This window comes from Sphingomonas sp. NIBR02145 (assembly GCF_027359115.1).
GTDB classification, from domain to species: domain Bacteria; phylum Pseudomonadota; class Alphaproteobacteria; order Sphingomonadales; family Sphingomonadaceae; genus Sphingomonas; species Sphingomonas kyeonggiensis_A.
Genome location: NZ_CP114791.1, coordinates 2,710,887 through 2,735,388, shown reverse-complemented (window position 1 = coordinate 2,735,388; position 24,502 = coordinate 2,710,887). Strand labels below are relative to the sequence as shown.

Genomic DNA, 24,502 nt, shown 5'->3' with positions numbered 1-24,502 from the left:
GCGGGTCATCAGCGGACATCGACGAACGACACGAAAGGTGCGCGATGGGCCTGGAACAAGGCGGTATCCGCCGGGTCGAATGCCTCGACGGGTTGCGCGGGCTGGCAGCGCTCTGGGTGCTGATCGGGCACATGATGATCCTCACCGGCTTCCGGCTGCCGCTGCTGAGCGAGCCCGATCTGGGCGTGGACCTGTTCATCCTGCTCTCGGGCTTCCTGATGGTGTTCCAGTATCAGCTACGTGCCGGCAGCGAGGACTGGAACACGCCCGGCACCTGGGCGAGCTTCTGGGCGCGGCGCTTCTTCCGGCTGGCGCCGCTCTTCTATGTGACGCTGGCGGCGGCGCTGATCGCGGGCCCGGCCATCTATGAGAGCCGGGTGGCGATCGACAGCTTCCTCGGCCAGGGTCTCCAGCCGGCCGAGCGCTATACCGACGCAAGCCTGGCCAATGTCACGGCGCATCTGAGCTTCGTGTTCGGCCTGCTGCCCGACTATGCCTTCCGTACCCCGCTGCCCGACTGGAGCCTGGGGCTCGAGATGCAATTCTACGCGGCCTTCCCCTTCCTGGTGCTGCTGGCCCGGCGGGCGGGCTGGGTGCCGGCGGCGCTGATCGCGGCAGGCATCGGCGTGGCGCTGGCACTGGCGGCGGGGGCGATCGGGCTCGACTGGCCGATGCCGAGCTTCCTGCCACTCAAGCTGCACCTATTCCTGTGCGGCATGCTGATCGCCGCCGACGCCGGACCGGGCAAGCGGATCTGGCTGCACCTGGCCGCGGCGGTGCTGCTGGCGGCGATCCCGATCGGCGGCGATCAGGACGTGCTGCACTTCGTGGTGCGCGAGGGCGTGGTGCTCGGCTTCTTCGCGCTGGTGCATCTGCGGCGGCTGGGCCCGATCGACGGGGTGGCGAAGCTGCTCGGCAGCAAGCCGTTCCACTGGCTGGGCGAGCTCAGCTACGGCACCTATCTGATCCACCTGCTGATCCTGCAGCCGGTGGCGGCGGCGGTGATCGGGCGCTTCGGCACCGGGCTGGGCGCGCTCGGGCGCTTCGTGCTGACCGGGGCGGTGGTGGTGCCGCTGACCTATGCGCTGGCGTTCGTCACCTACAAGCTGGTCGAGCTGCCCGGGCAGAAGCTGGGCAAGGCCGTGATCCGGCGCGTGACGGGCAGCGCCGGCCGGGCCCGGCAGACCGTGCCGGAGGAACTGGCGGCGCCCTGATGACCTTGCGTTCCTTGTCACCCCAGGGCTCGACCCGGGGAGCGCTTCCGCCCAGCAAGTCCTGATGTAACGGGACCCCGGCCAAGGCCGGGGTGACGGATGCCGGAGCACTACCCGAACACGAAGTCGCTGGGGCTCAGGCTCTGGGCACCGCGGACGAAGATGGTGTCGGTGCCGATGCCGACGCGGATGCCGTCCGCGCTGCCGGCGAAGCTCAGCTGCTCATAGGCAATGTCGAAGGCGCTGAGATCGATATGGTCGCCCTCGCTCGACGCGAAGTCGCTGATCTCGTCGCTGCCCGAGCCGGGGGCGAAGACGAACCAGTCGGCGCCGGCACCGCCGACGAGCAGGTCGTTGCCGCCGCCGCCGATCAGGTGATCGGGGCCGGGGCCGCCATAGAGCTTGTCGGCGCCGCCGGTAACGTTGCCGCTCATGTCGCGGCCATCGCCATAGAGCCAGTCATTGCCGTCGCCGCCCTCGAGCGTGTCGGCGCCGCCCCGGGCGTCGTCCTTCATCACGTCGCCGTCGCCGATCAGGATATCGTCGCCGGCGCCGCCGACCAGCCGGTCGCTGCCGCCCTTGCCGCTGGCATAGAGGTTGGTCGCGTCGCCGATCAGCAGATCGGCATCGTCGCCGCCGTCGAGCTGGTCGTTGGCGCCCTGGCTGCTCAGCCATTCCTGGTCGCCGACCAGCCGGTCCGCGCCGGTGCCGCCGATCAGCGTATCCGATTGCCAGCCGCCGAGCAGGCTGTCGGCGCCGGCCTGGCCCTGGAGCAGGTCTTCGCCATTGCCGCCGGTGAGCGTATCGGCACCGGTGTTGCCGGCGATCATGTCATTGCCGTCGAGGCCGGAAAGCGTGTCGCTGCCCGCGCCGCCGATCATCGAATTGGCGAGGGCATTGCCGCTGCCGGTGAAGTCGGCAGCGCCTCGGCGGATCAGGTCCTCGATATTGGCGCCGAGCGTGTAGCCGGCGAGTGTGGTCTCGACGCGATCGAGGCCGGCGCCCGCCGCCTCCGTGATCCGGTCGCCCGTGTTGTCGACCAGGAAGATGTCGTCGCCCGTGCCGCCCGTCATCGCATCGGCGGTGGCGGTCGCAGGGAGCGGGAGCAGCGCGATATAGGAAGTCGCACCCGGGGAGGCGCTGCCCTGGTCCACGGTCAGCGTCTCGCGGATCGTGTTGGCGCCGCCGAGGCCCGGGAGGCTGGCCTGGGTCGCGAGGGTCGCCAGCTCCGAATGGGTGATCTCGGTACCGCGGAGCATCAGCTTGCCGCTCGACGAGATCACCTTAGTGCGCGAGCCGGCATCGTCGAAGCGGCCGCCGATCACGGTGACATTGGCGGCGGTATCGAGCCAGAGCTGGTTCTGCTCGGAGATGCCGCCGCGCAGCACCGGGTTGAGCCCGACCGGGTCGATCAGCGTTGCCTCGCCCCATAGCCGATAGTTGCGGCCATTCTCCTCGCTGAGCGCGCGGACCAGCACGGTGCCGTTCGACTTGAGGTCATAGCCGCCATCGCTGTTGCCGCGCGCTTCGGTATCGATGAAGCGGATGTCATAGGCGCCGCGCTCGGTGGCGAAGCCGTCGCCATTGTAATAGGCGCCGGCGGTGCTCTGGACATTCTCCATCACGACCTGGTTGAGCGTGACGTTGTGGACGGTGCCGTCGAGATGGACACCGGCGGGCAGGTCATCCCCGAGTTGCCCGGCCATGTCGGCGCGGACATTGTCGATCAGGACGTTGCTGGTGTCGTACTGGAGGCGGATCGCGGTCTTGGAGAAGCCCTGCACGTCGATGTCGCGCAGCGTCAGGCCGGTGATCGTCGCGGTGCCCGAGGCGGCACTGGAATAATCCTCGAAGAAGCGGCGGACATTGTTGGCATCGACGCCCTCGATCCGCAGGTTGCTGAGGTCCGCAGTGACGCGGAAGGCGGTGCCGACATTGTCGATCTGGAGGTCGCGGAACACCAGGTTGTTCGCGCCGGTGCCGAGCTTGAACAACTCGTTGCCGGCGACATCGCCCGCCTGCCAGTTTTCGGGGCGCGATCCGGCGAACTGGGCCTGCATCGGGTTACCGGCGGAATCGATCCCGCGCACGGTCACCGGATTGCCGTCGGTGCCGCCGCGCGTGATGCCGAGGATGCCGGTGACGTTGTAGTCGCCCTGGTCGGCGACGAGCAGCACTTCGCCGCCGGGGCCGGCTTTTCCGATCAGCGTGTTGAGCGAACCGATCGACGCTGCGTTGTTGATGTCCCGGCCGCTTTTGTCTCCGGATCCGGCTGGCGAGATGTACAGGCTAGGCATGGCAGCGATCCCTTGCTGTTCTTGGCCCGGCTAACATCGATCAAGATCGCTTCCGTGTTGCGTCGCAGCATGGTTAAGCGCGGATTATGCTGATTACCGGAGAGGTTGTTGCGATGGACCGTCGCAGACTTATCGTTTCGATTGCGGGACTTGCAGCGGGAAGTGCATGCACTGCACGGGAGCCGGCGAGTGAGGTCGCCGGAAGGCCGCCACTGGCGATCGATGCCGACGGAGATGGGCGCTGGCGGGTACGGAGCTGGGCGTGGCGCGGGGATGCCTGGCGGCCGGCGATCGCGCATGCCGTGGCGGGCGCTGCTGGGATTGAGATTTCGGGGAAGATCGATGCGGCGGATCGGGCGGAGGTGATGGCTCGGCTCGGATGATCCCGTTCCCCTCCCTGAAAGGGAGGGGTTAGGGGTGGGTTCTTGCGCGCGATACGGTGAAGTGTGCGCAAGGCTCCCCGTATCGCCAAGCCTCCACCCACCCCCGGCCCCTCCCTTCCAGGGAGAGGAGTATAGGTTCAGCCTTCCACCGTCCCCGGCAGGCCGGATGCCCGCGACTTTGCCCGCCCCGGGGCAAGCGCGCTGCGATAGACTGCCAGCGTGTCCTCGGCCGCGCGATCCCAGCTGAAGCGGGCGCGGACGGTGTCGCTGTCGATCCGGAAGGCGGCGCGGTCGGTATCGAGCAACTCGGTGAGCGCGGCGACATCGCCGACCGGGAAATAGTTTCGCGGTTCCAGGCCGATGTCGAGATTGGCGGGGATGTCGCTGAGCAGCATGGGCGCGCCGCAGCTTGCGGCTTCGAGCGCGGCGATCGGCAGCCCTTCATGATGGCTGGGCATCACGAACAAGGCGCAATTCTCATAGAGGCATTTGAGCGTCGCGCGCGACTGGACTCCGGCGAAGATCACCCGGTCGCCGGCGCGGGCCATGAGTTCGCGGGCATAGTCGCTTTCATGATCCGCGGCACCGGCGATGACCAGCCTGGTGGTGGACCTGGAGGCGTGCAAGGCGTCGATCAGGTCGTGCAGGCCCTTTTCGGGGACCAGCCGGGCGACGGCGAGCAGGTAGCCGCCGCGCTCCACCCCGATCCGCTCCAGCACCAGATCGGGATCGGCATCGCTGGGCAGGTCCGAAGTGCCGTTGGGAATATAGCTGATCCGCTGCGCGCGCGCCGGGAACTGGCGCTTGAGCTGGGTCGCCAGCGACGGCGAGACGGCGATCACCCGGTCGGCGAAGTTGAGCGCGAGCCATTCGCCCGCGCGCAGCGCGGTGCGCGCGACCTTGCCCCATTTGGCGCGGTGATAATCGGTGCCGTGATGCGTCACGATTACCTTGAGGCCGAGCAGGCGGGCAAAGGGCGCGAGCAGGCCGGGGCCGATCGCGTGGATATGGACCAGGTCCGCGCCGCGCTTGCGGGCGGAGAGCACCGCGAGGAAGGTCGAGACGATCGCTTCGAGATGCTGGGAGCGCGGGCAGGGGATGCCGATGATCTCGACTCCGCGATGCTCGTTATGTGCTGCGGGCAGATAGGGCGCTCGGCCGAGCACCACCGAGCGGTGATCGGGCCACAGCGCCTTGATTCGCGGCAGCAGCTCCTCGCAATGGCTCTCGATCCCGCCCATCACGTGCGGGAAGCCGCGCAACCCGGTCACGCAGATCATGGGGGCGTCGCCCGCAGGCGCGCTTGTCCGTTGCAGCATGTTCTTACTCCATACATGCCCGGCCGGTTTTCCCGGCTCAGGCCACCGCTGCCATCGGTCCTCTTCCACCCTGTTCTATTTCGCTCAGATACCAGTCGACGAACCGCTCGATGCCCTGTTCGAGCGCGACCTTGGGGCTGTATCCGGTGAGATCGCGGATCGCCGAGATGTCGGCATAGGTCGCGGTCACGTCGCCCGGCTGCATCGGGCGCATCAGCTTGACCGCCTGGCGGCCGAGCGCGCGCTCGAGCGTCGCGATCATGTCCATCAGGCCGACCGGATTGCAGTCACCGATGTTGAGGAGGCGATGCTCGCCATCCGCCGGGGGCTTGTCGAGCACGCCGACCACTCCGTCGACGATGTCGTCGATATAGGTGAAGTCGCGCGCCATTCTGCCCTCGCCATAGACCTCGATCGGCTGGCCGAGCAGGATCTTCTGGGCGAAGCCGAAATAGGCCATGTCGGGCCGGCCCCAGGGGCCATAGACCGTGAAGAAGCGCAGGCCGCTCATCCTGAGGCCGTAGAGCGTGGCATAGCTCTTGCTCATCAGCTCGCAGCTTCGCTTCGTTGCCGCATAGAGCGAGACCGGCGCGGTGCAGGGCTCGTCCTCGCGGAAGCCGCTACCGCCAAGCGGGCGCTCGCCATAGACCGAGCTCGACGAGGCATAGACGAGATGCTCGACATTGCCCGCCTGCCGCGCCGCCTCGAGCACCGCGAGGTGGCCCTTCAGGTTGCTGTGCTCATAGGCGAAGGGGTTCTCGATGCTGTAGCGCACCCCTGCCTGGGCGGCGAGATGGACGATGCGCCGGACGCCATTGCCCGCCACCAGCTCGGCAAGCAGCTCGGGGCTGGCGATGTCGCCGCGGACCAGCCGGAAGTCGAAATTGTCGACCAGCCGGGCGACCCGCGCTTCCTTGAGCGCGACGTCGTAATAGTCGGTGAAATTGTCGAGGCCGATCACGCGCTCGCCGCGCGCCAGCAGCCGCTCGGACACCGCATGGCCGATGAAGCCAGCGGCGCCCGTCACGAGGACGGGGCCGCCGACCGTCACGCTGCCTGCCTCTCGTTCGAGGTCTCGGCATCCTCCTCCAACTTGCCCGGCCGGCCGACGCTGACATAGCGCAGGCCCGCTTCCTCCGCCCGGGCGGGCGGGTAGATGTTCCTGAGATCGACCAGCAGCGGATCGGCCATGATCCCGGCGAGGCGCTTGAGGTCGAGGGCGCGAAACGCATCCCATTCGGTGACGATCACCGTCGCCGCCGCACCTTCCGCCGCTTCATAGGCGGAGCCTGCATAGTCGACATTGTTCAGCACCGCTTCGGACGCGGCCATGCCCTCGGGATCATAGGCGCGGACCTTCGCGCCGGCATCCTGCAGCGCCTGGATGATCGCGATCGACGGGGCGTCGCGCATGTCGTCGGTATTGGGCTTGAAGGTGAGGCCGAGCACCGCGACCGTGCGGCCGCGCACCGGGCCCGCAATCGCGTTCAGCACCTTGCGGCCCATGGCGCGCTTGCGCTGGTCATTGACCGCGATCGTCGCCTCGATCAGCCGCAGCGGCGTCTCGTAATCCTGCGACGTCTTCATCAGCGCCAGCGTGTCCTTGGGGAAGCAGGAACCGCCATAGCCGGGGCCGGCATTGAGGAACTTGGAGCCGATCCGGTTGTCGAGCCCGATGCCGCGCGCGACTTCCTGGACATCGGCGCCGACGCGCTCGCACAGCTCGGCGATCTCGTTGATGTAGGTGATCTTCATCGCGAGGAACGCGTTGGCGGCGTATTTGGTCAGCTCGCTGGTGCGGCGCCGGGTGAACAGGATCGGCGCCCGGTTGAGCGAGAGCGGGCGATAGACTTCCTCGAGCGGCGCGCGGGCGCGCTCGTCCTCGATGCCGATCACCACGCGGTCGGGGCGCTTGAAGTCCTCGATCGCGGCGCCTTCGCGCAGGAACTCGGGGTTCGAGGCGACGGCGAACTCGGCGACCGGATTGCACTCGCGGATGATCCGCTCGACTTCGTCGCCGGTGCCGACAGGCACGGTCGACTTGGTGACGATCACGGTGAAGCCGTTAAGCGCGCCGGCGATCTCGCGGGCGGCGCCGTGGACATAGGAGAGGTCGGCATGGCCGTCGCCGCGCCGGCTGGGGGTGCCGACCGCGATGAACACGACATCGGCGGTGCCGACCGCTTCGGAAAGCTCGGTGGTGAAGGACAAATTGCCCGCCGCGACATTGCGCGCGACCAGCTCGTCCAGCCCCGGCTCATAGATGGGGATGCCGCCGGCCTTGAGGCGGGCGATCTTGTTCGCGTCCTTGTCGACGCAGGTCACGTGATGGCCGAAATCGGCAAAGCACGCGCCCGAAACCAGCCCGACATAGCCGGACCCGATCATCACGATACGCATTACGCACTGCTCCCTGTACGCGGAGACGCAAGTTTTCTTTTGCGTGTGCGAACACTCTTCTTGCGCGCTCGTGTCGTCAACTTGCCAGCTTTGAGCTGAGGGAAATCGGCGGCGAAATGAACCGGGCGTCATTTTGGGGCTAAATTACGCTGCGCCGCACAAATATTGCGAATTCGCAACGAATGGCTCGCGCCTGCACTAGAACGAGGGCAAGGCAATTCGGCTCCGCCGGTCGCAAACGCTTCGGCCTGATCTTGCCACGCATTGGCGGCAGAGTAGGATCATCTGCGACAAGCCGTGGGAAGATTGAGGATGCTCGAAGCGCAACGGGCGGCGTTTTTCGCCGAGTTGCCGGTTTCGCCGGCCGTTCGCCGCGACCGGCTGCGCCGCGCCGCGCTGATGCTCGAGCAGAATGCCCGGGGACTGGCCGAATCACTCATGCGCGACCGGGCGGCCCAGGATGCCGAGTCGGCGATGCGCGACGAGGTGGTGCCGGGGCTGCGTGTCCTGGGCGAGGCCCGGCAACAGGCGGCCAACTGGATACGGCCCGAGGCCGGGCGCGGGTTGCTTGGCCGGCTGTGGCCAGGCGGTGACAGGCTGGAATATCAGCCGGTCGGCGTGGTCGGCATCATGGCGCCGGCCGCGCTGCCGCTGATGCGAACCGCCTGCCTGCTCGCCGGCGCACTGGCGGCAGGAAATCGCGTGATGCTGCGGCTGGACGCCGCTTCGTCGCATCTGGATGCGCTGCTGCGCGAACTGGCCCCCCGATATTTCGATCCGCGCGAACTGGCGGTGATGCCCGAAGACGCGGATGAGGCCGGACTTGACCTGTTGGTCTCGGGCGAGCCGGCAGGAGAGGCGGCGGGCGCACTTCCGGCGCGGACGGGCAAATCGGCGGTTATCCTCGGGCGGTCGGCGAAATTCCCGCGGGCGGCCGGCGAGGTGATTGCGGCCAAGCGGTTTGATGGCGGTCGGGCGTTGCTTGCACCCGACTATATGCTGGTGCCGGCAGAGCAGGGGGAAGCGATCGCTGCCTGGCTGTGGCGCGGGGCGATGCAGCCGGGAGCCGACCAGGCGCCGCCGCTTTCGGCCGAGGCGTCCGACCGGCTGGCGGCTCTGTTGGAAGACGCGCGCGCGCGAGGCGGCGAGGTGATGAGCGCGGAGCCGCGTGGCGCGGGCATGCCGCTGCACATCGTCCGCCACGCAACACCGGACATGCGCTTGATGCGCGAGGAGATCGCCGGGCCGATCCTGCCGCTCAGCAACTATGCGCGGATCGAGGACGCGATCGCCTGGACGAACCGCCTCCCGCCACCACCCGCGCTCTATTATCTGGGACAGGACGCGGCCGAACGCCGGCGCGTGGCGCAGGGGACCTTGTCTTCGCTCTTCGCCGCGGATGGACAGATGCTCGCGGCAATACGGGGTTCGGCTGGCACCCCGGAGATTCCGTTGCCTGCCGGCGAGGCCGAAGCGGGGTTCCGGCGGTTCAGCCGGGTGCGGCGGACCTGCCGCCGGTCCTGGCTTGGGTCCGGCGGCTCTCCGGTTCGCGAGGCCGAGGCACTGGGCGGCGCCGAGCCTGCGTTGCGCTGAGCCCGGCAGGGCCACGCTGCATCGCAACCGGCTGGCGGGGCCGCGCATCGCGCGACTAGCCCGGGGGCATGACCGACAGGCCGCTTCGCTTCGCTCCTTCGGTCCGGATCGCTGCCGAGGGCGAGCCGGTCTATGTCGTGCGCTCCGGCGCGACCTATCGCGGCGTGCATGCCCGCGATGTCGGCAACGGGCTGTTCGTGATCCGCGACTCGGTGCGCGGCGTACGGATCGCCGACATCGAAGTGGCGGGCGGCTACCGGGTGATCGAGAATAGCTCCGTCCCGCGCGCGGCGGGTGCCGATTGCGTGGGGCTGCGCGTGCGCGGAGCCAGGGCGGCCGATCTGCGTCGCAGCTTCGCCCGTATCCGCTATGCCAGCCATGACGGGGTGATCGAGGACGTGACCGCCAGCGGCACGCTCACCACAGGCGCGCATGATCTGCCAGTGGGCATTGGCTTCCAGGACACCGCGCATGACTTCCGGCTCGAGCGCTGCACGATGCGGGGCTTTCGCTGGAAGCGCGGCGACAACAAATATTGGAACGGCGACGGCTTCTCGACCGAGCGCGGCAATGCGCGGTTCGTGTTCAAGCAGTGCGCGGCCTGGGACAACAGCGATGGCGGGTTCGACCTGAAATCGAGCGAGACCCTGCTCGACGACTGCACCAGCGGCCGCAACGCGCGCAATTTCCGGCTGTGGTCGAGCATCCGGGCGACGCGGCTAACCAGCGTGAATCCGCAGAAGATCGGCGGGATCGGGGACACCAATCATTTCGCGATCATGGCGGCGCAGGGCGTGCGCGAGCCGCTCGTGATCCGCATCGAGCATCTGGCGGTGAAGAGCGACAAGGCATGGCCGATCTTCGACGTGCATGACGGCCCCGCGCACATCATCATCGGCTCGCACGACATCCAGGTGCCGCCCGGCACGCCGCTGGTCCGCCCGCGCGGCAAGGGATCGGTGCCTGGCGGGATCTCCTTTGCGGGTGCTCCGCCGAAGCTCTGAGTCTGTTTGGAAATGCGCGAAAGAGCGCATTTCCAGGCGGTGCCAGCCCGCTCCCCCACCCGGCCACCCATAGAATACTGCCGTAGGGTGGCCGGGTGGGGGAGCGGGCTGGCACCGCAATGCGCGGAGAGGCGCATTCTAAAACGGGGTCCGGGCGCGCTTTGGCCACGCTTGGACGCCGGGCTCTTGCTGCAACGCAGCGTAATGGCCCAGCATCATGAAGTCAGGCGAGGTGATCGAGTTCGCAGATCCGACTGGCGTGTTGAGTATCTGCGAGGTCGTCTCGCCCTGATGGTTGATGCTGGTCTTTCCGGGGGGACCCAGCAACCATGAAAGGGTGGAAGATGCGAAGAGTACGCAAAGCAGTTTTCCCGATTGGTGGCCTCGGAACCCGGTTCCTGCCCGCCACCAAGTCGATGCCCAAGGAAATGCTCCCGGTCGTTGACCGGCCGCTGATCCAATATGCCGTCGATGAGGCGCGCGAGGCAGGAATTGAACAGTTCATTTTCGTGACGAGTCGCGGGAAGAGCCTGATCGACGACCATTTCGATCATGCGTTCGAACTCGAAGAGACGATGACGCGGCGTGGCAAGTCGCTCGATATTCTTGATGGCACCCGGACTTCGCCGGGCGACATCACCATCGTGCGCCAGCAGGAGCCGCTTGGTCTTGGCCATGCGGTGTGGTGCGCGCGGCGGATCGTCGGCGACGAGCCCTTCGCGGTGCTGCTGCCCGACGACCTGATGATGGGCGAGCCGGGCTGCCTGAAGCAGATGATCGACGCCTATGCCGAGCTTGGCGGCAACCTGATCTGCACCGAGGAAGTCGCGGCCGAGGACACCCGGAAATACGGGATCGTCACGCCGGGCGCGCGGTCCGGCGCGATCACCGAAGTGAAGGGGCTGGTCGAGAAGCCGGCGCCCGAAGTCGCGCCCTCCACGCTGGCGGTGATCGGCCGCTACATCCTGCAGCCTGAGGTCATGGACCTGCTGGCTAGCCAGGAAGAAGGCGCGGGCGGCGAGATCCAGCTCACCGATGCGCTGGCGCGGATGATCGGCCAGCAGCCGTTCCATGGCGTGACCTTCCAGGGCAAGCGCTATGATTGCGGCGACAAGAGCGGTTTCGTGACCGCGACGCTGGCAATGGCGCTCTCCCGGCCGGACCTTGCTCCGGCGGTGCGCGCCTTCATGGCCACGGCGTGACATGGACGCGATCACGAGGCGCCTGCCGCCGCCGCGCCCTGATGCCGATCCGCAGGTCGATCGCGGCGCACTGATCGACCTGCGGCATGTCGGCGCCGTCCTGCGGCGGCGCTGGCTGGTGCTGTGCACTGCGATGCTCACTGCGCTCGTGGTGGCTGCCGCGGCCTATCTGGTCGCGGAGCCGCGCTATCAGGCGACCGCACAGGTTGCGCTGGAGCGCACTGCCGAGCGCGTGATCAACGTCGATTCGGTCGTGCCCACCACCGATCCCGATTCGGCGGCGGTCGATACCGAGGTGCAGGCGCTGCGCTCGCCCGAACTGCTCGGGCGAGTGGTTGATCGTCTGCATCTCGATCGCGATCCAGCGTTCAACAAGGCCGTGGAGGCCGGCCAGCCGGCGCCGGCCCAGCCCGACCTGATCGGGCGGCAGCGCGCGATCGGCACGCTGCTCGGCGGGCTGACGGTGAAGCGGGATGGCCTGTCCTATGCGATCAGCGTGACCTTCGAGGGCAGCACGCCGGTGCAGGCGGCGCAGATCGCCAATGCGGTGGTCGACGACTATATTTCGGGCCAGACCGGCTCCAAGGCCGATGCGACGCAGCGCGCGCGCAAGTTCCTTGAGCAGCGGATGCAGCAGCTCCGCGTGCAGGTGCAGAATGCCGAGCGCGCAGTGGCCGATTATCGGGCGGCGCACGCGCTGTTCGCGGTCTCCAATTCCTCGACGGTGACGCAGCAGGAGCTTTCCGGCCTGTCGACCCAGCTGGCCCAGGCCAAGGCGGAGAATGCCGCGGCCCAGGCGCGGCTCTCGGCGGCGAAGTCGCAGCTGCAGCGCGGGCGGAGTGGCGAGGAGTTGGGCGATTCGCTCGATTCTCCCGTAGTGAGCCAGCTGCGCTCGCAGCGCGCCGAGGTAGCGCGCGAAGTGGCGGCGCTGGAGAAACGCTACGGACCGCGTCATCCCGAGCTGGTCCGTGCGCAGAGCCAGCTTCGCGTCGCCGACCAGGCGATCGCGGCCGAGGTGCAGCGCATCGTCGCCAATGTCTCGATCCAGGCGAATATCGCTAACCAGCGTGCGGCATCGCTCGCGGGTTCGGTGGCGCAGTCGCAGGGCAAGCTGGCGAGCGACAATGAAGCCTCGGTCCGGCTCAACGAGCTGGAGCGCAACGCCGAATCCGCGCGGACGCTCTACCAGGCGTTCCTCGACCGCTATCGCCAGACGGTGGCGCAATCGGGCCTGGAGCGCAGCGATTCCTATATCGTCAGCCGTGCCCGGGTGCCGGGTGCGCCGAGCTCGCCCAACAAGCTGATCTATGCGGCGATGGCCGTGGTTGGCGGACTGGGCGTGGGCGTGCTGCTCGTCGTGCTGCTCCAGCTGCTGGAGCGTGGCATGGAAAGCGGCGACGCGATCGAGAAGATGCTCGCCTTGCCGACGCTGGCGAGCATCCCGGATGCGAACACGCTGCCGGGCTATCGCAAGACCGGGCCGCCCGCGCCGCCGGCGGAGCTGCTGCTCAAGCGACCGCAATCGACCTTTGCCGAGGCGTTCCGGACGTTGCGCACCTCGATCCAGTTCGCCGAGGCGACCAAGCCGATCCGGGTGGTCGCGATCACTTCCTCGGTGCCGGGCGAGGGCAAGACGACCACCGCGATGGGCCTGGCCCGGGCGGTGGCGGCGGCGGGCGGCAAGGTGCTGCTGATCGATGCCGATGCACGGCGCCGTGCCTCCAGCCGGCAATTCACCGACAATGTGAAGCTGGGCCTGGACGAAGTGCTGGCCGGGCAGGCGACGCTGGAGCAGGCGATCGTCAAGGACAGCCTGTCCAATGCCTGCCTGTTGCCGCAGCGGCTCGATTCGAAGGGCATCAGCCTGGCCGAGAGCCCGCGGCTGGCCGAGCTGCTCGAGCAGGTGCGCGAGCGCTATGACCTGGTGATCCTCGACACGCCGCCGGTGCTGCCGGTCGACGAGGCGCGGGTGATCGCCAGCATGGCGGACGGCGTCGTGTTCCTGGTGCGTTGGCGCAGGACGCCGTCCAAGGCGGCGTCGGTGGCGCTGCGCCGGCTCTACGACGTCCATGCCGAGATGCTGGGCGCGGTGCTGACCCTGGTCGATGTACGCGAGCAGGAGCGGGCCGGGTACGAGGATGGCGGCACCTTCCTGAAGACCTACCGCCACTATTACGCGGATTGATCGCCCGGCCCCGTGAACACCGAATCCCTCCCCTACGGCCCTGCCTTCGGGCTCGGTATCCTGTTGCCGGTCACGGCGCTGCTGCTGGTGCCCCTGGTCATCGGCGCGCGGCGGGCCGGCAGCATGGCCGGCGCGTTCGTCGTGGTGGCGCTATGGCTGCGCTACATCGCCGGTGCCTATCACCTCTACATGTTCAAGCCGCTGGCGGCGGGGCTTTCGGGCAATGCGCTGCTCTCGATTGGGGTGACCGCGTTCGGGCTGCTGTTCGTGGTGCGGCCGGCCAATCTCGCGCTCAAATGGCTACTGCCGGTCTATCTGCTGGTGGTGCTGGCCCTGCTGAGCGCCGTGCTGAACGGCGATCCGGCGGGCGGGATCAATGCCGGTGTCAAATATGCCTATCTGATCGTGATCGCGATCGCGGTGTTCCAGGCGCTGCGCATCGATCCCGAGGCACGGTTCCTGAGCTGGGCGATGATATCCTTCCTGCCGCTGCTCGTCTTCCAGGCGCTGTCGGTGGTGCTGCATCTGCCCAAGGGGTCCGAGGATGGCGATGGGCTGGTCTGGATCGGCGGCTACAACCATGAGGCCGCCTTCTCGGTCGCGCTGATGACCGGTTTCTTGGTCGGCGCCTTCGCCAAATCGGCGCCCAGGGCGGTGCGATTCGGCTTCCTGCTGGCTATCCTGATCGGCATCGTGCTCGCGGGCTACCGCACCACGATCCTTGCGCTGGCCCCGCTTGCGCTGGCGACCTTCCTGAGCGGGCTGACGCTGAGCGTGCGCCGCGACCAGCGCGCGCCGATGGCGGTGACCGCGGCGGTGGCGGGCTTCCTGCTCGTGTCGGTGGCGGTGCTGCTCTACAGCGCCAAGTTCGCTGATCTGGGGGCGTTCCTTTCGGACCCCACCGCCCTCATCAAGCCGCCGCGCGACTTCGACTATCTCGAGCGCCAGGTGATGTCGGCCCGCCCGCTGATCTGGAGCAGCTATATCTATGCCTGGGCGGACGGCACGCCGCTCCAGCATCTGATCGGCTTCGGGCCGGAAAGCTGGGTGGGGCTGTTCAAGGTCTATCCGCACAACACGCTGGTCGGCACGCTCTACGACCTGGGCTGGTTCGGCGTGGCGGCAATGCTCGGGCTATGGGTGACGATGTTCGCGGCGGCGATCTCGGCGCGCGGCGAGCGCTTCAAGCTGATCGCGGCGCATTTCGCCTTCTTCCTGCTCAACATGGCGACGATGCCGTTCTGGCAGGTGGAGGGTCTGGCGCTGTACGGGGTGCTGTGCGGCTACACGATCTACGCGGCGCGGACGGCGGCGATGCCGCGGCCGGCGCCGCTGCGCCTAGCCTGGCCCTGAGGGCGTATCCGGCGATTTTGTTGTAATGGTCGGGGCGACAGGATTCGAACCTGCGACCCCCACACCCCCAGTGTGATGCGCTACCAGGCTGCGCTACGCCCCGACCGAGGTTGGGGCCTCTAGGCCGGTCCGGCGCGGGATGCAAGCCATTGGCGACAATAGTTGCGCCGACCTGTGCCGCATGTTAGCGCGCCGCGCTTGAACGGAGGCGGATTCCACCGCCCACGATAGCTATAATCAGGATCCCATGCTCATCACGCCAGCACATGCACAGGCCGCAGGCGCGGCAGGACAAGCCAACCCGATGGGCGGAATCCTCGGACTCGCGCCGCTCGTCCTCATCTTCGTCGCCTTTTACTTCCTGATGATTCGCCCGCAGCAGAAGCGGATGAAGGATCTTCAGAACGCCGTGAACGCCGTGAAGAAGGGCGACCAGGTCGTCACCGGTGGCGGTCTTGTCGGCAAGGTCACCAAGGTCGACGAGACCGAGGTCGAGATCGAACTCGCCCCGAACGTGAAGGTCCGCGCGATCAAGGCCACGCTCACCAGCGTGATGCCCGCCGGTGGCGCCAAGCCCGCGAACGACTGATGCTCGACTTTCCCCGCTGGAAGATCATCACGATCCTCACCGGCATCGCGATCATGATCGCGCTGTCGGTGCCGAGCTTCTTCCCGAAGAGCGCGCGCGACCATTGGCCGAGCTGGGTGCCCAAGCCCGCGATCAACCTCGGCCTCGACCTGGCCGGCGGCAGCTTCCTGCTGTTCGAGGCGAACACCGATGACGTGCGCCAGGCCAAGCTGACGCAGATGCAGGATCAGGTCCGCGCCGAAATGCGCAAGGACCCCAAGGTCGACATCGGCGACATCTCGGTCCAGGGCGGCAAGGTCAGCTTCATGGTGCGCGACCCGTCCAAGGTGGACGCGGCACGCGAGAAGCTGCTTGCGATCACCGGCACCGGTGTCGGCACCACCGGCCAGCGCCAGTGGGACGTCGCCGTGGTCAACTCGTCGCAGTTCGTGCTGACGCCGACCGACGCGGGGATCAAGGAAGCGATCGACACCGCGATGGGCGATGCCCGCGAAGTGATCGAGAACCGCATCAACGCGCTGGGCACGGTCGAGCCGACCGTGGTGCGCGAAGGCAGCAACCGTATCGTCGTGCAGGTCCCCGGCCTGCAGGACCCGACCGCGCTCAAGGCGCTGATCGGCCAGACCGCGGTGCTCGAGTTCCGCCTGGTCGACGTCAACGCCGACCAGAACGCCGTGCAGCGCGGCGAAGCACCCGCCGGCGACGTGATCCTGCCCTATCAGAACGGCGCCAAGGTCGCCGTGCAGCGGCAGGTGATGATCAGCGGCGACATGCTCGTCGATGCCAAGCAGACCTATGACCAGCAGACCGGCGCCCCGGGCGTCACGCTGCAGCTCAACGGCGCAGGCTCGAAGCGCTTCGCCAAGGTGACGCAGGAGAATAGCGGCAAGCCGTTCGCGATCATCATCGACGGCGTCGTGATCTCGGCGCCGAACATCAACGAGCCGATCCTCGGCGGCAGCGCCGTCATCAACGGCGGCTTCACCGTGGAGAGCGCCAACCAGCTCGCGATCGCGCTGCGTTCGGGCAAGCTGCCGGTGAAGCTCAAGGTCGTGCAGGAATCGACGGTGAGCCCCGAGCTCGGTGCCGACTCGATCCGTGCCGGCATCACCGCCTCGATCATCGCGGTCATCGCCGTGATCGCCTTCATGATCCTCACTTATGGCCGCTTCGGCATCTATGCGACGCTGGCGGTGGTCATCAACGTGCTGGTCATCCTGGCCGTGATGGGCCTGCTCAACGCCACGCTGACGCTGCCCGGCATCGCCGGCTTCGTGCTGACGATCGGCACGGCGGTGGACGCCAACGTGCTAATCAACGAACGTATCCGCGAAGAGCGGCGGCGCGGGCGGACGGTGACCCAGTCGATCGAACTGGGCTACAAGGAAGCCAGCCGCACGATCTTCGAAGCCAACGTGACGCACGCCATCGCCGGTGTCATCATGATGATCCTGGGCTCCGGCCCGGTGCGTGGCTTCGCGGTCGTGCTGCTGATCGGCATCGCGACTTCGGTGTTCACCGCCGTCGTGTTCACTCGCATGCTCGTCACGATCTGGTTGCGCCGTAATCGGCCGACCGAAATCAACATTTAAGGAAGCGACGCGCCATGCGGCTCCTCAAGATCATCCCGGACAACACGAACATCGGGTTCGTTCGCGTCCGCCACATCGCCTTTGCGATCACCGCGTTCCTGACGGTCGCGGCGGTTGCGCTGGTTGGGATCCACGGCCTCAACATGGGTGTCGACTTTGTCGGCGGCGTGTCGATCGAGGAGAAGTTCCCCAGCGAGCCGCACCTCGATCAGGTGCGCTCGACGGTGAACCATCTCGGCTTCGGTGAGGCCGCGCTCCAGCAGCTGGGCGACAAGACCACGGTGACCGTGCGCCTGCCGGTACCGGAATCCAGCGATCCGGCGGCGACCAACACCATGGTGGAAGCGGTGAAGGCTGCGCTGAAGAGCAAGTTCGGCGCCGAGTTCACCAACTATTCCACCGTGTCGGGCAAGGTGTCGGGCGAGCTGGTGCAGAACGGTATCCTGGCCGTGCTGCTCGCGATCATCGGCATCGCGATCTTCTCGTGGTTCCGATACGAGTGGCAGTTCGGTATCTCGACCGCGGTGGCGATCATCCACGACGTGCTGATGACGCTGGGCTTCTTCGCGCTGACCCAGCTGGTGTTCGACCTGAACATCGTCGCGGCGGTGCTGACCATCATCGGCTACTCGATCAACGACAAGATGGTGATCGACGACCGTATCCGCGAGAACATGCGCAAGTACCGCAAGATGGGGATGAGCGAGCTTATCGACCTTTCGGTGAACGAGACGCTGCCGCGTACCGTGATGACCTCGTTGACGATCATGCTTGCGCTCGCGTCGCTGCTGATCTTCGGCGGTGAGGTGCTGCGCGGCTTCACCGCGGCGATGATGCTGGGCATCGTCGTCGGCACCTATTCGTCGATCTATGTCTCCTCGTCACTGCTGATCACGCTGGGCCTCAAGCCCGGGCCGCGCGAGGAGAAGCCGAACGCCGCGAGCGGCGCAGAGCGCGTCGGCTAAGCGGATGGAAGTGAAGCGCGCCAGCGCGGAGGGGCCGGTCATCTCCGGCTTCTCCGGGCGCGGGTTCCGCGTCGATGAAGGCGTGTACGAGGGGCTGCTGATTACCCCCGAGCGCGCCGATGGCTGGACGCCGCCGCCGATCGCCGAGCTTACCGAGGCCGATCTGGCACCGGTGCTCGGGCTGGACCCCAAGCCGGAATTCCTGGTGCTGGGCACGGGCAAGTCGCTGGTTCGCCCGCCACGTGCGCTGACCGAGGCGCTGGCGGCCAAGGGCATCGGTGTGGAAGCAATGGACAGCCGCGCCGCTGCCCGCGCCTGGGGCGTGCTGCGTGCCGAATTGCGCTGGATCGCCGGGGCGCTCTACCCGCTGGATTGAGCCCATTCCCCTGCGGGGGAATGCACGGCTATGCTCCTTCCAAACAGGGGAGGGATGCACGCATGATTCTCGCGCTTGCGCTGGCGATGGCTGCCGGGACGGATACGCCCGACTATCGCAACGAGGCCAACTGGCTCTGCCGCCCCGGGCGCCAGGATGCGTGCACCGCCGATCTCTCCACCACCGTAGTCGCGGCCGACGGCAAGCGCACGCTCGAGCCTTTCAAGGCGGCAAAGGCCCCGAAGTTCGACTGTTTCTACGTCTACCCGACCATCTCGGTGGATGCGACGCCGAACAGCGACCTGGTGCCGGGGCCCGAGGAGAAGCGGGTCGCGCAGTTCCAGGCGGCCCGGTTCGGCGCCAATTGCCGGGTGTTCGCCCCGGTCTATCGCCAGGTGACGCTCACGGCGCTGCGTAACCTGATCGGCGGCGGGCAGCCCGCCATCGACCGGGAGCTCGCGTTCAACGACGTGAAAGCGGCCTGGGACGATTATATGGCCCATGACAACAAGGGCCGCGGCGTCGTGCTGATCGGACATAGCCAGGGCTCGCTGATCCTCACCCGGCTGGTTGCCACCGCGATCGACGGCAAGCCGGCGCAGAAGCAGCTGGTCTCGGCGATGCTGATCGGCAGCTCGGTACCGGTGCCGATCGGCAAGACGGTTGGCGGCGTATTCCCGACCGTCCCGCTGTGCCGCAGCGCGGACCAGGCGGGCTGCGTGGTCACCTATGCCAGCTTCCGCGCTGATTCACCGCCGCCACCCAATACGCGCTTCGGCAAGGGCGACCGTCCGGGCGTCGAGGCGGGCTGCACTAACCCGGCAGCGCTCGGCGGGGGCAAGGCGATGGCGCATGCCTATCTCAATGCCGGCGGCAACATGATGGTGCAGGGCCCGGCCGAGGCATGGAGCAAAGACGGCGCGCCGGTGACGACGCCGTTCGTCAGCGTACCCGGCCTGCTATCCGTCGAATGCGTCAGCAGGGACGGGTTCAACTATCTGGCGGTGACGGTGAATGCCGATCCCAATGATCCACGCACCGATACGATCCAGGGTGACGTGAAGCTGGGCACCACCATCCTCAAGGACTGGGGCCTGCATCTGATCGACATGAACCTGATGCAGGGCGATCTGGTCGATCTCAGCGCCCGGCAATATCGCGCCTGGGCGAAGCAGCGCTGAACTTCAGCGTGCCAGCGCCAGCCGGGTGATCAGCAGCCGCCAGAGCGGGATGGTGATCAGCGCGACCTGGCCGAGCGGCGGCACGAACAGGCTGGTGACGAAGGCGGTCAGCGATCCGAGCAGCGCGGCGAGCCCGCGCTGGCGGATCATCCGTGGCTGCTCAGCTGGCAGCTGCTCGTCGAGTACCGGCGGGGCGGTGAGGATGCGCTGGACCAGGATGTTGAAGATCGAGATCACCACCATCCAGCCGCAATAAAAGGCGGCCGGCACCCGGTGGCCATAATATTCCGAGGAGAAGGCGGTGAAGAAGGGCATTGCCGCGATCGAGCAGAGCAGCAACAGGTTGGGCAGGAACAGTTTCGGCGTCCAGTGACGGGCGCAGGCAAAGGCGCGGTGATGCCCGATCCAGAACAGGCCGATCGCGAAGAAGGAGATGAAGAAGCCGAGGAAGTTTGCCCGTACCTCGCCAAGCGCATGCAGGAACGCAGCATCGGTATAGGGTGCCTCGACATGCGGCACATGGATCTCGATCACCAGCAGCGTGATCGCGATCGCGAACACGGCGTCTGAAAAGAACGCCATGCGCTCCAGCCCGTGCGCCGGCCCCGCGGCGTGCGACTTGTCTTCCATCATTACCCCCTGTTTGATTCGGCGCGTGCCCTAGCAGCCGATCAGCGCGTCGTCTTGGGCGATGTCGACTTGGTGCGGCGCGTCGTGGCGCGCGGGGTGGCGGCCGGTGCCTTGGCGGCGGCGGGCTTGCGCGGCTTGGGCGCGGGCTTCTCCGCTTCCGCGGTCGCAGCGGGTGCGGGGGCCGGCTTGGCGGTCGCCGTCCTGGGCTTGGCCGCAGTCTTGGTCGCTGCCGGCTTCGCTTCGGGCTTGGCAGCGGGTGCCTTGGCCGTCGCAGCCTTGGCTGCGGGCTTGGCCGGGGCCTTCGCCGCTGCCGGCTTGGCGGTGGCCGGCTTTGCCGGGGCCTTGGCGGGTGCCTTTTCGGCAGGCTTGGCCTCGGTCTTCGCGGGAGCCTTGGCAGCGGGCTTCGCGGCGGTGCCCGCCGGCTTGCGCACGCGTTTCGCCACCGGCTTGGCAGCAGTTGCTGCCGGTGCGGGCGCTGCGACCGGTTCGGGCGCGGGCGCCGGGGCGGCTTCCGCTGCCGGCTCCGCCTTCTCGTTCGGCTTGAGCTTGGCGGCGAGCGCCACGAGGCCCGCGGCGAGCAGGTCGTTCACCACAGGGTGCTTCGCGAGCGCATCGAGCTGCTTGCGCAGCTCCTTGGGCAATTTCATCCCGGCGATGCTCTTCGGGAGAAAGCCCTTCTTCTCCGGCTTGGTCTCGCCGGCCTTCTTGTCCTTCTTGCCCGCCATCACTCGGTCTCCGCCGCTGGTAACTTGACTGTCATGAATGTCAGGGAGCGGCGCGGGCTAGTCAACGCGGAAATGGCTCATTCGTCATCGGCGTCCGAATCGGCTTCGAACTCGAATTCGATCTCCAGGTCGCCGGGGCCGATCGGGGCCTCGGCATCCTGCTCGGGCGGCAGGATATAATAGACGAGCGGCGGCGCATCGGCGGCAGGCTCGGGCAGGGTACGAAAGGGGTTCATCGTCTTTCTCTCTCCGTCATGCCCCGGGCACGAACGGTGGGCACGGCAAGGCGGTTCCCTCGCTAGGCGACGCGCTGGTCTGCGAGGCGACGGAGAAAGGCGTGGAGGCGGGCGCTGTTGGCGGCCCAGGTGAAGGGCGCAGCGATGGCGCGGGTGTCCGCGGCATGCGGCGGGGCGGCGATCAACGCGCCAAGCGCGCTGGCGAAGGCGGCGGGGGTGCGTGCGACGATCCGGCCGGCGACCGGGCTGGTCACGACCTGGCGGGCGCCCCCCACATCGGGGATGACGACGGGCGTGCCGCTCGCCAGCGCCTCGAGCCAGGCATTGGCCAGGCCCTCGCGCTCCGAGGCAAGGGCCATCGCGTCGGCGGCGGCGAGCGCGGCGGCGACGCGGTCCGGCGGGACGGAGCCGAGCAGCTTCACCCGGTCGCCCAGACCCAGCCGGTCGACGTGCGCCTCCAGCCGCTTGCGGTCGCCGCCTTCGCCGGCGATCCACAGGGTGACGCCGGGCAGGGTGGCGATGGCGTCGATGACGATGTCATGCCCCTTGATCGGGATCAGCGCGCCGACCGAGAGGACGAGGGGACCGGAGACGCCCAGTGCCGCCTTGGCTTCGGTGCGGTCGCGAGGGGTGAAGCGGGTCAGGTCCACGCCGGTGGTGATCGTCTCGATCTTCTCTCCCGGCACCCCCATGGCGATCATGTCGTCGCGCATCGCTTCGCTGACCGCGAGCACGCCGTCCGCTGCCTGGCCGGCGGCGATGACCTGCTTGCCGATGCCGGGGCGTCGGCCCCAGTCATGCATGTCCGATCCGCGCGCCTTGATCGACACGGGCACATGGAAGCGGCGGCCGAGCAGGATGGCCGCAGGGCCGTCGGGGAAGAAGAATTCGGCCGAGATCACGTCGAAGGGGAAGTCCTTGCGAATCTCCCGCAACAGCGGCGTCAGCGCGGCTGCCATGGCACGGGCGTGGAAGCGGCCGCCGGTGCCGGGCAGGTTTAGAAAGCGGGGACGGTCGACCGTCAGCCCCTTCCACTGCTCCCGGGCCGGCTGGGCAGCGAGGCGGGAATAGCGGCCGAGCCAGGCCAGCGGGCCGGGCGGCAGGCCCCGCGGCGCGACGACGCGGACTTCGACATCGCTCCGCTCGGCCAGCGACAGCGTTTGCCGCTCGACGAAAATGCCGAAATTGGGACGCGACGCATCGGGGAAGAGCGTGGAGAGGACAAGTACGCGGAGCATGGCCCCCGCTCTAGCAGACAGGGGTTAACAGGCCGGTCCCCATCGAAAACGACCCGCCCGGCGCGTTCGCCAGGCGGGTCGTCCCGCATTCCTAAACGGTGCTTAGCGGCACTTGCGATCGCCGCTCCGCTCGATCTCGCGGCCAGCCACTGCGCCGGCAGCGGCGCCGAGCAGCGTGCCGACGGTCCGGTCACCGCGGGTGTCGATGGTGCGGCCGACCAGCGCGCCCGCCACGCCGCCGACCACCAGGCCGGTGGTGCCATTGGGCTTGCGGCAATAGCGGCGGCCGTCACGGCCCTGCCACTCGCGATAGGCGTAGCGCTTGCGGTAGCGCTGCTGCGGGGCGAAGTCGCTGCCGATGCCGGCCTTGGCGGCCGGTGCGGCATTGGCCGCGATGGGAAGGACACTGGCCGTGGGCACCGCCACGGCAAGGGCGCCGAGCGCCAGAATCAGTTTACGCATGTCTCACTCCTGCTGCACTTATGGATAAACCGGCAACGTAACGTTCCTGATCCAGATCAGGTTTCATGAACGCAAAACTACGTGCCGTTCATCGGAAAGGAAGGCAATGGATCCCGCCAAGGCGATCATCGAAAAGCTCGGTTTGATGCCGCATCCCGAGGGTGGCTGGTACCGCGAGACCTGGCGGGCCGCGCCCGGGAGCGATGGGCGGTCCAGGGGAACCTCCATCCATTTCCTGCTCGAGCAGGGGCAGCGCTCGCACTGGCACCGGGTCGATGCCGAGGAATGGTGGCTGTGGCACGCCGCCAGCCCGCTCGATCTCCACATCGCCGACGCCGCCGATGAGAATCCGGTGACGACCCGGCTTGGCGGCGACCCCACCCAAGGCTATGCGCCCCAGTGCCTGGTCCCGGCGAGTCGCTGGCAGGCGACCGAAGCGCCACATGGATGGGCGCTGGTGAGCTGCATCGTCGTGCCAGGCTTCGATTTCGCCGGGTTCGAATTGGCGCCTCCCAACTGGTCTCCGCGTAATAATATGACCTAGTTGTCCACGTTATCCACAGTTTGCACAAGTCTGCAGGCCTGTTTTCCACTTTGCGCGACTCGGGTTCGATGACACCATCATAACTGTAAGCGGAACAGTCCGGCGGCGGGAAACCAAAGCAAGATCAGAAGCTTACACGGGCCGGAAACGGTGCAGGTGCCTTCGGGAAACCGCATTCGGGAACGGCTCGGGGATGCGAAGCCCCGGAATGTCGCAGGATCGAAGTGCCGCCCAGGCGCTGCCAAGATCCTGAGGGACGCCGGAGCCCGGATCGACCGGGAAGCGACCTATGCTGCGCAAGCAGGGTGCGTCGTGGAAGCCGAGAGCGGCATGCAAGTGTGGCTGGAGGCAAGCACGGAAAGCGGCACGCGAGTGCTGGTGGAAGTGCGAGTGACGGGTCCATGCAAATGGGCTCCGGAGCGGAAGCGGAAGCGGAAGGCGGTGCGCAAGCATGGCCCGATGCGGACGGGCGATACGGAAAGGGTGCGGAACCCTGGTTCGCGGGGATGGGCGCGCAAGCGGCCGGATCCGGGAACGAAGGAACGGACCGCCGGGAGATTTGGCCAGCCGGAAGTCCTGCGCAAGCAGGGTGGAAGGACGGAGCGGATCGAGCGGAGCAACAGCATCCGAACATTGCTTCCGATTTCCGGTCCCGGCCGGAGAGACGAAGCGGGCCGCCGAGGCTGGTAACCGCAGCGCTTCCCTCGGGACGCGTGGAGAACGGCCAGCCTCGACGACCGGACCGAAGCTCGCTTGCCCTTGCCGGCGCGGGCCGAGGAGCCGCCGAAACCATGCCGAAGATCCGTCCGGGTCCACGGCAGCAGTCCGGCGACACGGGGCCTGGCAGCAATGCCGGGCCCCTTTTGCGTTTGGCGAAGGGCGCCGATCCTGGATTTGCGCGCGGCTGGCGCTGCGCCCCCATGTGTCCCCGTTCCCCGGCGAAAGCCGGGCCCCAGAGTCACAAGCGATACGGCAGAGAAACCCTTGGCCTCCGCTTTCGCCGGTGAACGGGTA

21 protein-coding genes and 1 tRNA gene are annotated in these 24,502 nt (G+C 67.5%); 12 read left to right on the top strand and 10 right to left on the bottom strand.

Going from position 1 to position 24,502, the window contains the following annotated elements:
- Nucleotides 1-44 precede the first annotated feature (44 nt).
- A complete protein-coding gene (locus O3305_RS12080) occupies nt 45-1,214 on the top strand; it encodes an acyltransferase family protein (RefSeq protein WP_269572791.1) in 1,170 nt (389 codons plus the stop codon).
- Between the two features lie 110 nt (nt 1,215-1,324).
- Here the strand turns inward: O3305_RS12080 and O3305_RS12075 are convergent, their stop codons facing one another.
- From O3305_RS12075 to O3305_RS12060, 4 genes are all read right to left on the bottom strand, one after another.
- Nucleotides 1,325-3,511 carry a calcium-binding protein gene (locus O3305_RS12075; RefSeq protein WP_269572790.1) on the bottom strand — a complete coding sequence of 729 codons (2,187 nt, stop codon included), beginning with the start codon at nt 3,509-3,511 and terminating at the stop codon, nt 1,325-1,327.
- Nucleotides 3,512-4,031: 520 nt separating this feature from the next.
- A complete protein-coding gene (locus O3305_RS12070; protein WP_269572789.1) occupies nt 4,032-5,213 on the bottom strand; it encodes a glycosyltransferase family 4 protein in 1,182 nt (393 codons plus the stop codon).
- Between the two features lie 37 nt (nt 5,214-5,250).
- On the bottom strand, nt 5,251-6,264 hold the full coding sequence (locus O3305_RS12065; protein WP_269572788.1) for an NAD-dependent epimerase/dehydratase family protein: 1,014 nt from the start codon (nt 6,262-6,264) through the stop codon (nt 5,251-5,253).
- Nucleotides 6,261-7,613 carry a UDP-glucose dehydrogenase family protein gene (locus O3305_RS12060; protein WP_269572787.1) on the bottom strand — a complete coding sequence of 451 codons (1,353 nt, stop codon included), beginning with the start codon at nt 7,611-7,613 and terminating at the stop codon, nt 6,261-6,263. The genes O3305_RS12065 and O3305_RS12060 overlap by 4 nt, the downstream gene beginning before the upstream one ends.
- Nucleotides 7,614-7,925: 312 nt before the next feature.
- Here O3305_RS12060 and O3305_RS12055 point away from each other — a divergent pair, with 312 nt between their 5' ends.
- The 5 genes from O3305_RS12055 to O3305_RS12035 all read left to right on the top strand — a co-directional run bounded on the left by O3305_RS12055 (nt 7,926) and on the right by O3305_RS12035 (nt 14,950).
- Nucleotides 7,926-9,206 carry an aldehyde dehydrogenase family protein gene (locus tag O3305_RS12055; protein WP_269572786.1) on the top strand — a complete coding sequence of 427 codons (1,281 nt, stop codon included), beginning with the start codon at nt 7,926-7,928 and terminating at the stop codon, nt 9,204-9,206.
- Between the two features lie 68 nt (nt 9,207-9,274).
- Nucleotides 9,275-10,210, top strand: coding sequence for a hypothetical protein (locus O3305_RS12050; protein WP_269572785.1), 936 nt, complete (start codon nt 9,275-9,277; stop codon nt 10,208-10,210).
- A 344-nt stretch (nt 10,211-10,554) separates the two neighbouring features.
- A complete protein-coding gene (gene galU / locus O3305_RS12045; RefSeq protein WP_269572784.1) occupies nt 10,555-11,412 on the top strand; it encodes a UTP--glucose-1-phosphate uridylyltransferase GalU in 858 nt (285 codons plus the stop codon).
- A 1-nt stretch (nt 11,413) separates the two neighbouring features.
- Entirely contained in the window at nt 11,414-13,597 is a 2,184-nt protein-coding gene (locus tag O3305_RS12040) for a polysaccharide biosynthesis tyrosine autokinase (RefSeq protein ID WP_269572783.1), read from the top strand.
- A 12-nt stretch (nt 13,598-13,609) separates the two neighbouring features.
- Nucleotides 13,610-14,950, top strand: coding sequence for an O-antigen ligase family protein (locus tag O3305_RS12035; RefSeq protein WP_269572782.1), 1,341 nt, complete (start codon nt 13,610-13,612; stop codon nt 14,948-14,950).
- Between the two features lie 26 nt (nt 14,951-14,976).
- Here the strand turns inward: O3305_RS12035 and O3305_RS12030 are convergent.
- Nucleotides 14,977-15,053, bottom strand: a tRNA-Pro gene (locus O3305_RS12030).
- A gap of 144 nt (nt 15,054-15,197) precedes the next feature.
- On the opposite strand from O3305_RS12030, the gene yajC reads away from it, so the two are divergent.
- The 5 genes from yajC to O3305_RS12005 all read left to right on the top strand — a co-directional run bounded on the left by yajC (nt 15,198) and on the right by O3305_RS12005 (nt 19,653).
- Nucleotides 15,198-15,539, top strand: coding sequence for a preprotein translocase subunit YajC (yajC, locus tag O3305_RS12025; RefSeq protein WP_184169087.1), 342 nt, complete (start codon nt 15,198-15,200; stop codon nt 15,537-15,539).
- Entirely contained in the window at nt 15,539-17,131 is a 1,593-nt protein-coding gene (secD, locus tag O3305_RS12020; protein WP_184169086.1) for a protein translocase subunit SecD, read from the top strand. Before yajC ends, secD begins: the two co-directional genes overlap by 1 nt.
- A gap of 14 nt (nt 17,132-17,145) precedes the next feature.
- On the top strand, nt 17,146-18,096 hold the full coding sequence (gene secF / locus O3305_RS12015; protein ID WP_269572781.1) for a protein translocase subunit SecF: 951 nt from the start codon (nt 17,146-17,148) through the stop codon (nt 18,094-18,096).
- 4 nt (nt 18,097-18,100) lie between these two features.
- Nucleotides 18,101-18,472: an Mth938-like domain-containing protein gene (locus O3305_RS12010; protein ID WP_269572780.1), complete on the top strand. Its 372-nt coding sequence runs from the start codon at nt 18,101-18,103 to the stop codon at nt 18,470-18,472.
- Between the two features lie 62 nt (nt 18,473-18,534).
- A complete protein-coding gene (locus O3305_RS12005; RefSeq protein WP_269572779.1) occupies nt 18,535-19,653 on the top strand; it encodes a DUF3089 domain-containing protein in 1,119 nt (372 codons plus the stop codon).
- A 3-nt stretch (nt 19,654-19,656) separates the two neighbouring features.
- Here O3305_RS12005 and O3305_RS12000 read toward each other — a convergent pair whose 3' ends face one another.
- The 5 genes from O3305_RS12000 to O3305_RS11980 form a co-directional block, all read right to left on the bottom strand.
- Complete coding sequence (locus O3305_RS12000) at nt 19,657-20,283, bottom strand: TMEM175 family protein (RefSeq protein ID WP_269572778.1); 627 nt, start codon at nt 20,281-20,283, stop codon at nt 19,657-19,659.
- Between the two features lie 41 nt (nt 20,284-20,324).
- Nucleotides 20,325-21,008, bottom strand: coding sequence for a hypothetical protein (locus O3305_RS11995; RefSeq protein ID WP_269572777.1), 684 nt, complete (start codon nt 21,006-21,008; stop codon nt 20,325-20,327).
- Nucleotides 21,009-21,085: 77 nt separating this feature from the next.
- Entirely contained in the window at nt 21,086-21,244 is a 159-nt protein-coding gene (locus O3305_RS11990; protein ID WP_184169081.1) for a hypothetical protein, read from the bottom strand.
- A 62-nt stretch (nt 21,245-21,306) separates the two neighbouring features.
- Nucleotides 21,307-22,482, bottom strand: coding sequence for a glycosyltransferase (locus O3305_RS11985; protein ID WP_269572776.1), 1,176 nt, complete (start codon nt 22,480-22,482; stop codon nt 21,307-21,309).
- Nucleotides 22,483-22,584: 102 nt separating this feature from the next.
- Nucleotides 22,585-22,944, bottom strand: coding sequence for a glycine zipper 2TM domain-containing protein (locus O3305_RS11980; RefSeq protein ID WP_269572775.1), 360 nt, complete (start codon nt 22,942-22,944; stop codon nt 22,585-22,587).
- Between the two features lie 106 nt (nt 22,945-23,050).
- On the opposite strand from O3305_RS11980, the gene O3305_RS11975 reads away from it, so the two are divergent.
- A complete protein-coding gene (locus O3305_RS11975; RefSeq protein ID WP_269572774.1) occupies nt 23,051-23,488 on the top strand; it encodes a cupin domain-containing protein in 438 nt (145 codons plus the stop codon).
- Nucleotides 23,489-24,502: the final 1,014 nt, after the last annotated feature.

What these genes read in the sequence shown, in the direction of transcription:
- O3305_RS12080 (WP_269572791.1), top strand. Translation starts at nt 45, where the DNA reads ATGGGCCTGGAACAAGGCGGTATCCGCCGGGTCGAATGCCTCGACGGG.
- O3305_RS12075 (WP_269572790.1), bottom strand. Translation starts at nt 3,511, where the DNA reads ATGCCTAGCCTGTACATCTCGCCAGCCGGATCCGGAGACAAAAGCGGC.
- O3305_RS12070 (WP_269572789.1), bottom strand. Translation starts at nt 5,213, where the DNA reads ATGCTGCAACGGACAAGCGCGCCTGCGGGCGACGCCCCCATGATCTGC.
- O3305_RS12060 (WP_269572787.1), bottom strand. Translation starts at nt 7,613, where the DNA reads ATGCGTATCGTGATGATCGGGTCCGGCTATGTCGGGCTGGTTTCGGGC.
- O3305_RS12055 (WP_269572786.1), top strand. Translation starts at nt 7,926, where the DNA reads ATGCTCGAAGCGCAACGGGCGGCGTTTTTCGCCGAGTTGCCGGTTTCG.
- O3305_RS12050 (WP_269572785.1), top strand. Translation starts at nt 9,275, where the DNA reads ATGACCGACAGGCCGCTTCGCTTCGCTCCTTCGGTCCGGATCGCTGCC.
- galU (WP_269572784.1), top strand. Translation starts at nt 10,555, where the DNA reads ATGCGAAGAGTACGCAAAGCAGTTTTCCCGATTGGTGGCCTCGGAACC.
- O3305_RS12040 (WP_269572783.1), top strand. Translation starts at nt 11,414, where the DNA reads ATGGACGCGATCACGAGGCGCCTGCCGCCGCCGCGCCCTGATGCCGAT.
- yajC (WP_184169087.1), top strand. Translation starts at nt 15,198, where the DNA reads ATGCTCATCACGCCAGCACATGCACAGGCCGCAGGCGCGGCAGGACAA.
- secD (WP_184169086.1), top strand. Translation starts at nt 15,539, where the DNA reads ATGCTCGACTTTCCCCGCTGGAAGATCATCACGATCCTCACCGGCATC.
- secF (WP_269572781.1), top strand. Translation starts at nt 17,146, where the DNA reads ATGCGGCTCCTCAAGATCATCCCGGACAACACGAACATCGGGTTCGTT.
- O3305_RS12010 (WP_269572780.1), top strand. Translation starts at nt 18,101, where the DNA reads ATGGAAGTGAAGCGCGCCAGCGCGGAGGGGCCGGTCATCTCCGGCTTC.
- O3305_RS12005 (WP_269572779.1), top strand. Translation starts at nt 18,535, where the DNA reads ATGATTCTCGCGCTTGCGCTGGCGATGGCTGCCGGGACGGATACGCCC.
- O3305_RS12000 (WP_269572778.1), bottom strand. Translation starts at nt 20,283, where the DNA reads ATGGAAGACAAGTCGCACGCCGCGGGGCCGGCGCACGGGCTGGAGCGC.
- O3305_RS11995 (WP_269572777.1), bottom strand. Translation starts at nt 21,008, where the DNA reads ATGGCGGGCAAGAAGGACAAGAAGGCCGGCGAGACCAAGCCGGAGAAG.
- O3305_RS11990 (WP_184169081.1), bottom strand. Translation starts at nt 21,244, where the DNA reads ATGAACCCCTTTCGTACCCTGCCCGAGCCTGCCGCCGATGCGCCGCCG.
- O3305_RS11985 (WP_269572776.1), bottom strand. Translation starts at nt 22,482, where the DNA reads ATGCTCCGCGTACTTGTCCTCTCCACGCTCTTCCCCGATGCGTCGCGT.
- O3305_RS11980 (WP_269572775.1), bottom strand. Translation starts at nt 22,944, where the DNA reads ATGCGTAAACTGATTCTGGCGCTCGGCGCCCTTGCCGTGGCGGTGCCC.
- O3305_RS11975 (WP_269572774.1), top strand. Translation starts at nt 23,051, where the DNA reads ATGGATCCCGCCAAGGCGATCATCGAAAAGCTCGGTTTGATGCCGCAT.